This window comes from Streptacidiphilus neutrinimicus, from assembly GCF_000787815.1.
Lineage (GTDB): Bacteria > Actinomycetota > Actinomycetes > Streptomycetales > Streptomycetaceae > Streptacidiphilus > Streptacidiphilus neutrinimicus.
This window is the reverse complement of the sequence record NZ_BBPO01000133.1, coordinates 1-11,285: the sequence shown is the minus strand read 5'-3', so window position 1 is coordinate 11,285 and position 11,285 is coordinate 1. Positions and strand designations below refer to the sequence as shown.

The 11,285-nt window shown below is 72.6% G+C and carries 8 protein-coding genes; 5 read left to right on the top strand and 3 right to left on the bottom strand.

Annotated features, from left to right (window positions below):
* From pstA to TR48_RS37030, 3 genes are all read right to left on the bottom strand, one after another.
* The coding region (gene pstA / locus TR48_RS45055) for a phosphate ABC transporter permease PstA (protein ID WP_063771140.1) at positions 1-2,673 on the bottom strand (2,673 nt) is incomplete at its 3' end.
* Positions 2,670-3,707, bottom strand: a complete 1,038-nt coding sequence (gene pstC / locus TR48_RS37035; RefSeq protein WP_084730078.1) for a phosphate ABC transporter permease subunit PstC — start codon at positions 3,705-3,707, stop codon at positions 2,670-2,672. The genes pstC and pstA, both read right to left, overlap by 4 nt.
* The gene (locus TR48_RS37030; RefSeq protein WP_152628396.1) at positions 3,704-4,141 is read right to left on the bottom strand and encodes a hypothetical protein; all 438 of its coding nucleotides are present in this window, start codon (positions 4,139-4,141) and stop codon (positions 3,704-3,706) included. The genes pstC and TR48_RS37030 overlap by 4 nt, the downstream gene beginning before the upstream one ends.
* Positions 4,142-4,500: 359 nt before the next feature.
* Between TR48_RS37030 and TR48_RS37025 the strand changes: the two genes are divergently transcribed.
* The 5 genes from TR48_RS37025 to TR48_RS37005 form a co-directional block, all read left to right on the top strand.
* Complete coding sequence (locus TR48_RS37025) at positions 4,501-5,820, top strand: GlnX family signal transduction membrane protein (protein WP_052443363.1); 1,320 nt, start codon at positions 4,501-4,503, stop codon at positions 5,818-5,820.
* A gap of 10 nt (positions 5,821-5,830) precedes the next feature.
* Positions 5,831-6,790: a glutamate ABC transporter substrate-binding protein gene (locus TR48_RS37020; RefSeq protein ID WP_042375049.1), complete on the top strand. Its 960-nt coding sequence runs from the start codon at positions 5,831-5,833 to the stop codon at positions 6,788-6,790.
* A 107-nt stretch (positions 6,791-6,897) separates the two neighbouring features.
* Complete coding sequence (locus TR48_RS37015; protein WP_042375047.1) at positions 6,898-8,226, top strand: hypothetical protein; 1,329 nt, start codon at positions 6,898-6,900, stop codon at positions 8,224-8,226.
* A 105-nt stretch (positions 8,227-8,331) separates the two neighbouring features.
* A complete protein-coding gene (locus TR48_RS37010) occupies positions 8,332-10,962 on the top strand; it encodes a serine/threonine-protein kinase (protein ID WP_152628395.1) in 2,631 nt (876 codons plus the stop codon).
* Positions 10,959-11,285: zinc ribbon domain-containing protein (locus TR48_RS37005; RefSeq protein ID WP_439654530.1), on the top strand; the 327-nt coding region annotated here is incomplete at its 3' end. The genes TR48_RS37010 and TR48_RS37005, both read left to right, overlap by 4 nt.

Sequence of the window (11,285 nt, the reverse complement as noted above, 5' to 3'; positions counted from 1 at the left end):
GCCCGAGGCGGCCGCGCCGCTGCCTCCCGCGCCCCCCGAACCGCCGGAACCGCCGGAACCGGCTCCCCCGCTGCCGCCCGCCCCGCCGGTCCCGGTGCTGCACTGGGTCGGTCCCTGCTTGTCACAGGCGGGCGGGTACGGCGCGGTCTTGGCCAGCGTGTTGCTGCCGTCCGAGGAGAAGGTCGGGTTGTTGCAGTTCTTGATGGTGATGTTCTGCGCCTGCACGCCCGGCACCCGGCGGATCTGCGTCAGTCCGGCCTGCACCAGGTTGATCGGCAGCGGCGAGTATCCGAGCGCCGGGGCCTGCTGCTGTCCCTGGCACAGGAAGTAGTAGGCGAACGCGCCCAGGGTCCGGCCCTTGTCGGTGTTGAACCCGCTCTCCACGGCGGTCGGCAGGATCATGTAGCTGTAGCTGGACAGCGGGTAGGCCCGCGGGTCGGAACTGTTGTAGACGCCGTTCAGCCTCTGCGTCAGGTCGGAGTTGATCGTCGCCGAGGTCAGCCCGACCGCGACGGCCGGGGCGGTCGGCTCGACGTAGTAGTGCGAGGCGTTCAGCATCTTGGCCACCGGGAAGCCGGTGTTGAGCGCGTAGGAGTACTCGACGTAGGTGATCGAGCCCTCGTTCTGGTCCTGCGCGACGAATCCGGAGACGCCCTGCGAGCCGCTCAGCGCGATGAAGGGGGTGCCGGGGATCACCGGGTAGAAGGAGGTGATCCCGCACGGCGCGCTGCGGCCCGCCTTGACGCAGTAGGCGTTCCACTTGGACGCCTCGTTGGTCTGGCTCAGCCAGGTGGTCAGCTGCGCGGTGGTACCCGACCCGTCGGACCGCACGACCGGCACGATCGGCCGGGCGGGCAGCGTGAGTTGCGGGTTGTCGGCGGCGATCGCCGGGTCGTTCCACTTGGTGATGGTGCCGGTGAAGATCCCGGCGATGGTGTCGCCGGACAGACGCAGGTTGGTGACCCGGTGCCCGTTGATCTTCAGGTTGTACATGAAGGCGGTGCCGCCTGCCACGATCGGCATGTAGGCGAACTTGCGCGGCGGCGGGGCCTCGTAGACGCCCTGGTCGGTGATGCCGTACGGGATCTCGGAGACGGCGAAGTCCACCGCTCCGTTCTTGAACTTGGCGCGGCCGTCGGAGGAGCCGGTCGCGTCGAAGTTGATCTGCATGCCGTACTGCTTGACGTTGGTGGCCCAGGCGTCCATCGCGTTGCTGCTCCAGGTGGAGCCGGCGCCGGAGATCGGCACGTAGTCACTGGCCAGCGCGCGGGGGGCTGCGCCCCAGACCAGCACCAGGGCAAGCGCGGTGACCGCCGCGGCGACGCGCAGCAGCGCGAGGAGTCGGCGACGCACGCCGGCATCCCTTCTGTCGGAGGAGGAAGACGAGGGCGAAGTTGCACCCACCTCGGGGGCGCGGGGAACTGCGCGAGCAACCACCGGCATGCGGATGGCCCTGCGCATTCGGGGCTCTACCGTCTGTGCGAATCGGGCTGCCAACCGCCTCGACGCCGCTGCCCTCCGCCGTTGTTGGCGGGCGTTCAGGACGCCCGCGGGGCGACCGCCGACCACGCGCGCCAGCACGAACAGCAGGACCACCAGGGCCAACAGCACCGCCGCCGCGCCGAACCCCCGGGCGATCTGTGCCTGCGAGGGCAGTCGGACCAGCGTGAAGACCAGCAGCGGCAGCGAGACCTGAGGGCCGTTGAAGGGGTCGGCGTTGAACGCCTTGTTGTAGCCCGCGGTCAGCAGGACCGGCGAGGTCTCGCCGACGCCGCGGGCGGTGCCGAGGATGACGGCCGTCATCAGTCCGGAGCGGGCGGTCGGCAGGACCACCCCCAGAACCGTCCGCAGCCGGCCAGCGCCGAGGGCGTAGGAGGCCTCCTTGAGGGAGGCCGGCACCAGCCGCAGCACCACGTCCGCCGCGCGGATGATGATCGGCAGCATCATCACCGAGAGCGCGCAGCCCGCGGCGAAGCCGCTGCGGCCCCAGCCGAGGACCAGCACGAAGACGGCGTAGATGAACAGCCCGGCCAGGACCGAGGGCAGCGCCGTCATCGCCTCGGTCAGGGTGCGCACGAAGCGGCTGAACGGGCCGGGCACCTCGGAGAGGAACACGGCCGTGCCGATGCCCAGGGGGACGGTGATGGCGAGGGCGATGCCGATCTGCTCCAGCGAGCCGACCACCGCGTGCAGCACGCCGCCCGTGCTGAGAGGGGTGAGCGAGTCGGCGTCGGACATGTCCTGCGTGTAGAAGTTGCCGTGCGGCAACGCGTCCCAGCTGCGGACGGCGACATAGCCGACGACGAGCACCAGGGCCGCCAGCACCAGCGCCGCCACGCTGTGCACGACCGCAGCCGCGAGGCGGTCGCGGACCGCGAGTCCGTTCTCCTCCTGGGCGACCAGCAGGGCGTAGAGGCCGAGGAAGCAGAGCCAGGCGGTGACGACGAATCCGAGCGGACCGTCGAACGGCAGCAGGTAGTGGAAGAGCAGGGTGGTGAGCCCGACGGATCCGGCGAGCGCGCCGAGGACCGCGTAGCGGTCGGCGGGCTTGGCGGCGCCGGGCCGTCGCCGCTGCTGCCGGGGCGCGCCGGGCGGCAGCGGAGCGCGGACCACGACGGTGGTGCGCGCCGGCGCCTGCTCCGCGGGCGGCGCGGGCGTGGTGGAGGCGGTCATGAGGCGGCTCCGGAACGGCTGCGGGCGACCACGGCCGAGGCCGCGAAGTTGACCGCCAGGGTCATCAGGAACAGGGCGAGGCCGGCGGCCATGAGCGCGGAGACGCCGAACGGCGAGGAGTCGCCGTAGTGCAGGGCGATGAGCGCGGAGACGGTGCTCGCGCCGCTCTGCAGCACGTGCGGCTGGATGGCGAAGACCATCGAGATGATCATGTAGACGGTGATGGTCTCGCCCAGGGCCCGGCCGAGGCCGAGCATGGTGCCGCCGATGATCCCGCCGCGTCCGTACGGCAGCACGACGGAGCGGATCATGCCCCAGCGGGTCGCGCCGAGCGCGTACGCGCCCTCGCGTTCGCCCGCCGGCGCCTGGCCGAAGACCTCCCGCATGACCGAGCACATGATCGGCGTGATCATGAAGGCGACGACCGTGCCGGCGATGAAGGTCGAGGAGGTGTAGGCCGCGACGGGCGCGAGGGGGTCGTGCGGGTCGGCGCCGTCGACCTTGAACAGCGGGATCCAGCCGAAGTAGGTGGAGATCCAGCGGGCCAGGCCGGTCATCCGCTGCTCCAGGAAGAAGAAGCCCCACAGGCCGTAGACCACGCTCGGCACCGCGGCCATCAGGTCCACCAGGGCGATCAGCGTCTGCCGCAGGCGGCGCGGCGCGTACTCGGAGATGTAGAGCGCCGCGCACAGGGCCATCGGCAGCGCCAGCGACACCGCGAGCAGGCCGATCAGGACGGTGCCGGTGAGCACGGCGGCGATGCCGAAGTGGCCGCGCCCGGCGTCGGGCTCCCAGCTCTGCGTCGTCAGAAACGCGAAGCCGCCCACTCGCAGGGCGTGCGCGGCCTGGTAGGCGAGGAAGCTGCCGACCGCCAGCATCACCAGCAGCACCGCGCTGCCGCTGACCCGCAGGCCGCCGCGAAAGACCTGGTCCGAGAGCCCCACCCGGGCGACGGGTCGACGGCCGACGGGCCGACCGGCGGACGCCTGCGCGGGGGCAGGGGCGGGGGCAGGGGCGGGGACCGGGGTGCTCATCGGGCCACCGCCCGGGACAGGTCGCCGGGCGCGCGTCCGCCGCCCGTACGGCGCACGGAGGAGCGCTGCTCGGGCAGCGCGTGCGGCGCGGCGTCGGCCAGGCCCACCCCGGTGTGGAAGTGCGCCAGGCTGTAGCGGCATTCGCGCAGGCGGTGGTAGGCGCGTCCGGACCGGGCCGCCTCGGTTCCGTCGATCTCGAGACGCCAGCGCCACAGCGAGTCGGGCCGCACCACGTGCACCACCGGCACGGCGCGGTCGAGGTTGGCGCGCAGGTGGAGCACGGCCGCCTCGCAGTCCTCACGCCGTGGGAAGAACGTGGCGCCGCGCCCCAACTCGCGGTTGTTGGCGCTGAGCAGACGCCACCCGAACCAGGGCGACGCGGCGCCGCTCTCCCGGTCGGTGCCGGTGGCGATCAGGAATCTGGCTCCACTCACGGTTCCCATCTCCCGCTCCGGACCGCACTGGTCGCGATCGGCCGATGGAGACGGTCGAGGTTCCAAGCGGATTCACAGAATCGGGTCCAGGAACGCCGGACATGAGCAGGATGAACGAGGGGTGTCAGAGATGTCGGCAAGTTGTGTACATCGCCATGCCAATTCCGCACACGACCGGTCACCGTTTGTGTCACAGCTCTGCCGCGAATCCTCAAGATCGACGCAACTTTGGTGTGAGTCGTCCTCAAGGGCGGCCATACTTCTTCCGACGAAACGAGACGGGGGAAGGGGCGCGCAGGATGGCGACACCGGCCACGACACGACCGGCGACCACGCAACCGGCCGGGCCGCGATCGACCATGCCATCGCAGCGCGGGCGACAGGACAAGAGCCCGGGAGCCGGCGGTCTGACCGCCCGCCTGACGGCCACTCCGCCGCGGCGGCTGCAGACCGGCGCGGTACTGCTGGCCCTGCTGGCCCTGCTCTTCGGCGTGCTGACCGTCTGGCAGGTCAGCTCCCGCTCCGCCGCGGCCGACAACGTGGTCAACCACAGCCAGCCGCTGAGCAACGACGCGGCGCAGATCTTCCGCTCCCTCGCGGACGCGGACACCACCGCCGCCACCGGCTTCCTGCAGGCCGGCCAGGAGACAGCTGCCGTCCGCACGCAGTACGACAACGACATCGCCACGGCCTCGCAGTTGCTCACCAAGGCGGCGGCGCAGAGCGGCTCCGGTGACCCGGGCCAGCAGTGGATCACCAAGCTGAACGCGGAGCTCCCGGTCTACGCGGGCCTGGTCGAGACCGCGAAGGCCGACGACCGGCAGGGCATCCCGCTCGGCGGCGCCTACCTGCGGTACGCCTCCGGGCAGATGCAGAACCAGATGCTGACCGAGGCCCAGAACCTCTACCAGGCCGAGACGAAACGCCTGAACAGCGACTACTCCGACGCTCGCTCGCTGCCGTGGGCCGCGCTCGGGCTCGGCGTCATCCTGCTGGTCGTGCTGGTACGGGCCCAGATCCGGCTGTTCCGCAGCACCAACCGGGTGTTCAACCTGGGGATGGTGCTCGCCACCGCCTGCGCGACCATCGCGCTGCTGTGGCTGGCGGTCGGTCAGACCGTCTCGTCCTCCTATCTGGCGGACAGCGACACCAAGGGCGCCGCGCCGCTCCAGATGCTGAACCAGGCCGAGATCGAGGCGCTCAAGTGCCGCGCCGCGGAGAACCTCAACCTGGTGGCCCGCGGCTCGACCACCGCCTACGAGACCGCCTGGGACGCCGACAGCGCCAAGCTGGCAGGCTCGGGCGGCTACCTGGCCCAGGCGCAGTCGAACACCTCCGGCGACGCCACCGCCCAGCAGGCGGTGAACGCCGCGGTCGCGTCCTTCCACAGCTGGCAGTCCCGGCACGACACCGCCCACGGCGCCAACCAGAACGGCGACTACGCCACCGCCGTGAACGACACCATCGGCAGCGGCAGCGGCACCATCGACGCCGCCTTCACCTCGCTCAAGGGCAGCCTGGACACGGCCGCCGCGCACGAGCAGGACCAGTTCACCAACCTCGCCGACAGCGGCCGCGGCGCCACCTCCCTGCTCGCGCCCGGCGCGGGCGGGCTGACCGTGCTCGCCGCGGCCGGCGTGGTGGCGGGCGTCAACCGGCGTGTGGCCGAGTACCGGTAGGGGGAGAGCAGTGAAGAAGACGCTCGACTGGCTGCGCCGCCCCGGTGTGTGGGCGGTGACGTCGGCGCTGCTGCTCGGCGGGTTCGCCTTCGCCGGCAGCTCCGAGGCCAAGACCAACGCCGCGCCGGACCACGCGGCCGCGATCCGGATCGCGGGCGCGCCGGCCGACGACACCAGCTGCGACCCGCTGGCCACCGCCTCACCGAGCTCCTCGGACGGCGGACTGGACGTGCAGCGCATCATCCGACGCGGCAAGCTCGTCGCGGGCATCGACACCAACAGCTACCTGTGGGGCTTCCGCGACCCCAACAGCGGTGAGATCCAGGGCTTCGACATCGACCTGGTGCACGCGCTCGCCGCCGCGATCCTGGGCGACCCGAACAAGGTGACCCTGCTCGCCGTCCCCACCGACCAGCGCATCCCCGCGCTGCAGAACGGTCTGGTGGACGTGGTGGTGCGCACCTTCACGCACAACTGCGCGCGAGAGAAGCAGGTCTCGTTCTCCGCCGACTACTTCGAGACCGGCCAGCAGATCCTGGTGCCGAAGAACTCCGCCATCACCGGCCTGAACTCCAGCATCAAGGGGCAGCGGATCTGCACCGCCAAGGGCTCCACCGCCGAGGCCCTGCTGCAGAGCAGCGCCTACAAGTCGCAGGAGGTGGCGGTCGAGAACCAGCTCGACTGCCTGGTGCTGACGCAGCTCGGCCAGGTGGACGCGACCATCACCGACGGCGCGCTCGCGGCCGGCCTGAACGCGCAGGACAAGTCGCTGCGGATCGTGCCGGGGACGCTGGACACCGAGTACTACGCGGTGGCGGTCAAGCTCGGCTCCCGCGACCTGGTCGCGCGGATCAACTCCGTGCTGCAGTCGTACCTCGCAGGCGGCGACTGGCAGCGCAGCTACGGACAGTGGATCAAGCCCATCACCGGACAGAACAGCGCCCCGCCCGCCGCCCACTACACGGGCTGACCGCGCCACCGCGTCAAGGTTGCAACAAGGTCCGCCCCCGGGGATCCTCCCCGAAGCCGGATCTGACAGTCTGACCGTCGGCTCGACCACCAGGGAGACAAGCAAGAATGGCGTTGACCGGACCGTACGGTCCCGTGATGACCCGCGAGGAGGTGGACCGTACCCTCAAGGGGCTCGGCGACGAGCGCGAGGCCGTCGAATCCTCCCTGCTGGCCTTGCAGGACCACCCGGGCCGACGCCTGCTGGAGGGCGCGCAGCTGACCGGCCGCACCGCCGAGCTCTGGAGCGCGGCCGAGCCGGGGCTCCAGATGATGTGGAACCTCTTCGACACCTACTCCGAGGCGCTGGCCGCCGCCCGTGCGGTGCGCTCGCGGCGCAGCAGACCCACCCAGTCCGAGCTGATCGAGCTGACCGAGCTGCTGCGCGGCAAGGGAGTCACCGTCGCGGGAAGCCAACTGCCCGGCGCGGCGCCCTCGCTGACCGGCGGTGCGCGGCTGAGCGAGCAGGTGAGCCTGCGCGACCTCGTCGACCGGATGAACGAGTGGTACGCCCGGATCATGGAGGTCTCCTCGGCGGCCGACGCGGTCTGGACGGCGCTGCCGGCCCGGATCGACCTGCTGCTGGCCGAGCTCGGCCGGGTCCAGGCCCTGGCCCGCTCCGTCGGCGTCCTGCCGGGCGAGCACCCGGCCGGCGACACGCTGGACGAGCTCGGCAGGGAGCTCGCCGCGCTGCGCGGCGAGGTGATCTCCGACCCGCTGGTCTTCTGGACCCCGCGTCCCGTCGGCGCGTCCGCGCCCGGCCGGACGCCCGTGGGCGGCTCGGTGGAGACCGCCCGCTACGACCGCGCGGAGCGCGCGGTGGAGGACATCCGCCTCGAACTGACCGATCTGGTACGGCTGCGCGACGACGCCGACGAACGGCTGGAGCGCGTCGGCGAGACGCTCGCCCGCGCCGACGCCACCCTGGCCGAGGCCCGCCGGGCACGCGGCGAGGTGCTGGCGAAGATCGCCGCCACCGAGGTGCCGACGGTGCCCGGACCGGCCAGCGCCATGCGCGAGCGGCTCGCCCAGGCCGAGCAGCTGCGCCGGCACGGCCGCTGGTCGCAGCTCGGCCCGCTGCTGGACACCCTGGAGGCCGCCTCCGAGCGGGAGTTGGAGCGCGCCAGGGAGTCGCTGACCGCGGTGACCGCGCCGCTCGCGGTCCGCGCGGAACTGCGCGGGCGTCTGGACGCGTACAAAGCCATGGCGGCGCGACTCGGCGTCGCCGAGGACCCGGAGCTGATCGAGCGTTACGACCTGGCCCGGCGGATGCTCTGGAGCGCCCCCTGTGACCTGCGTGCCGCGGACCACGCGGTCCTGCGCTACCAGCAGGGCCTGCGTGCGGTCCAGCAGCAACAGGCCGCCGGACCGGTCGACGGACGCCCCTACGGTGCCTGAGCTCCGACTGGGGGAAAGCATCATGAGAGAGCGCACGACCAAGGCCACGACCAAGGCACAGCAACTGACGACTTTTGCGGCAGCGGCCGCAGGGGGATGGCGGGGATGAACGCGGTACCGTGCACACGGCCGGACTGCACCGGCACGGGTGTCATCGACGCGGACGGCTACTGCACCGAGTGCGGGCTCGCGCCGCTCCAGACTGCGGCGCGCACCGGCACCGGACAGGCGGGCGGCCCGACGTCGGGCACGCACGCGTCCGGCACGCGGACCTCGGGCGCTGCGCCCACCGGACCGGGCGCCCCGTGCGTGCGCCCCGACTGCACCGGCACCGGCGTCATCGACGCGGACGGCTACTGCACCGAGTGCGGGCTCGCGCCGCTGCCGTCGGCCTCCATCCCGGCGCAGCACGGCGCCGGACCCGGCGGCAGCGGCTCCACCTCGCGGTCCACCTCCACCTCCCGCAGCTCCCGCACCATGTCCGGGCGTTCGCGCTCCTCGCGGACCGGCCGCAGCGGCTCGGTCTCGGTGCGCACCAGCAGCCGCGGCAGCCGCAGCCAGCGCGGCGCGCTGGGCGCGGGCCTGGTCACCGTGCCGCCGATCCCGAAGGAGGACCCGCGCTCCAAGGTGCTGGCCAATCCCGAGGTGGCCGAGCGCAAGCGGTACTGCAGCAAGTGCGAGGCGCCGGTCGGCCGTTCCAAGAACGGCGTCCCGGGCCGCACCGACGGCTTCTGCACCAAGTGCGGCACGGCGTACTCCTTCACGCCCAAGCTCTTCCCGGGCGACCTGGTCGGCGGCCAGTACGAGGTGGTCGGCTGCCTGGCCCACGGCGGTCTCGGCTGGATCTACCTCGGCATCGACCGGCGCGTCAACGACAAGTGGATCGTGCTGAAAGGTCTGCTGGACACCGGGGACGAGGAGGCGTTGGCCGTCGCGATCGCCGAGCGCCGCTACCTGGCCGAGGTCGACCACCCCAACATCGTCCGCATCATCAACTTCGTCGAGCACCCGGACCCGCGCAAGGGCACCCGGGACGGCTACATCGTCATGGACTACGTCGGCGGCAAGTCCCTCAAGGACATCGCCGACGAGCGCCGGCTGCCGGACGGCAGGCGCGAGCCGCTGCCGGTCGAGCAGGCCATCGCCTACGCGCTCGAGGCCCTGCCGGCCCTCGGCTACCTGCACCAGCGCGGCCTGATCTACTGCGACTTCAAGCTGGACAACGTGATCCAGTCCGAGGACCAGCTGAAGATCATCGACATGGGCGCGGTCCGCCGCCAGGACGACGACGGCGCGATCTTCGGCACCATCGGCTACCAGGCGCCCGAGATCGCCACCGAGGGCGTCTCCCCCGCCTCCGACCTCTACACCGTGGCCCGCGCGCTCGCGGTGATGACCTTCGACTTCCAGGGCTACTCCACGGTGTACCGGGACTCGCTGCCCGGCCCGGAGGAGGTCGAGGTCTTCAACCGGTACGAGTCCTACTACCGGCTGCTGGTCCGCGCGACCGACCCCGACGCGGGCCGCCGCTTCTCCTCCGCGCAGGAGATGGCCGAGCAGCTCACCGGCGTGCTGCGCGAGGTGCTCGCGCTGCAGGACGCGCGGCCGCGCCCGGCGCTGTCCACCCTGTTCGGTCCCGAACTTCGGGTGGTCGACACCGAGTTGGTCCACGGCGAGCTGGAGGAGCCGCCCGCGTCCACACGGGGCGGACGCCGCCGGCAGGCCGCGGCCTCGCCCGGCAACCCCGTCATCGCGGTGCCGAACGGCGCCGTCACGGTCGCGCGGGTGCTGCCGCTCGACACCCGGGCGGCGGCGCTGGCCCTGCCCGTCCCGCGGATCGACCCGGGCGACCCGAACGCCGGGTTCCTCGCCTCGCTGATGGCCACCTCGCCCGACGAGGTGCTGACCGCGCTGGGCACCGCGCCGGTCAACTCCGTGGAGCTGCGGCTGCGCGGACTGCGCGCGCTGATCGAGAAGGGCGACCTGGTCGCCGTCCAGGAGGCGCTGACCCAGCTGGGCACGGACGCCGCCGACGACTGGCGGGTCGTCTGGTACCGGGGGCTGGCGGCGCTCGCCGCGTCCGGGGTCCCCGGCGGCCCCGAGTCCGGCGCGGCGCTGCGCGCGGCGGCGGAGTCCTTCGACGCGATCTACGACGCGTTCCCCGGCGAGGCCGCGCCCAAGCTGGCGCTCGGCGTCTGCGCGGAGGCGCTCGGCGAGCGCGAGGACGCGGCGGAGTTCTACCGCCTGGTGTGGACGACCGACCGCTCCTACGTCAGCGCGGCGTTCGGCCTCGCGCGCGTGCTGCTCGCCTCCGGCGACCGGCCGGGCGCGGTGGCCGCGCTGGAGTCGGTGCCCGAGGCGTCCACGCACTACGTCGCGGCCCGCGTCGCCTCGGTGCGCGCGCGGCTGCGCGAGCGGGCGCCGCAGGAGCCGCTGCGGATCGACCTGGACGCGGCCTCGCGCCAGTTGGGCGGCCTGGGTCTGGACGCGCGACGCCGCGAGGAGCTGTCGGTCGAGGTCCTCGGCAAGGCCCTCGGCTGGGTCCTGGCCGGCCGCCCCGACGCCACCGGCGCGGCGGCCCCCCTGACCCTGCTCGGCAGCCCGGCGGAGGAGCGCGCGCTGCGCTTCGCGCTGGAGGACTCCTACCGCAAGCTGGCCCGACTGGCCGAGAGCCCCGAACAACGGATCGCATGGGTCGAGCGGGCCAACCGCACGCGCCCGAGGACCTGGGTGTGAGCGAAACCATGGACCAACTGACCCTCTCCTGCCCCAACTGCGCCCAGCCGGTGGCGGAGTCCGACCGCTACTGCGAGGAGTGCGGCATCGACCTCTCCGCCGCCCGCGCGGACGCGCCCGACCCGCGGGCGGCGTCGGCCGCCTCGCCCGGCGGCTTCGCCGCCGAGGCCCACGGCGAGGACTACCCCCTCGGCAGCGGCCTCCCCGCAGCAGCAACCAGCCCGGCAGGCGGCACCCACGGCGCGGGCCCGGTCGGCGATGCCCACACCTGGGGCGCGCCCGGTGCGGCGGACGCCGCGCACGGATGCGGCACAGCCGAGAGC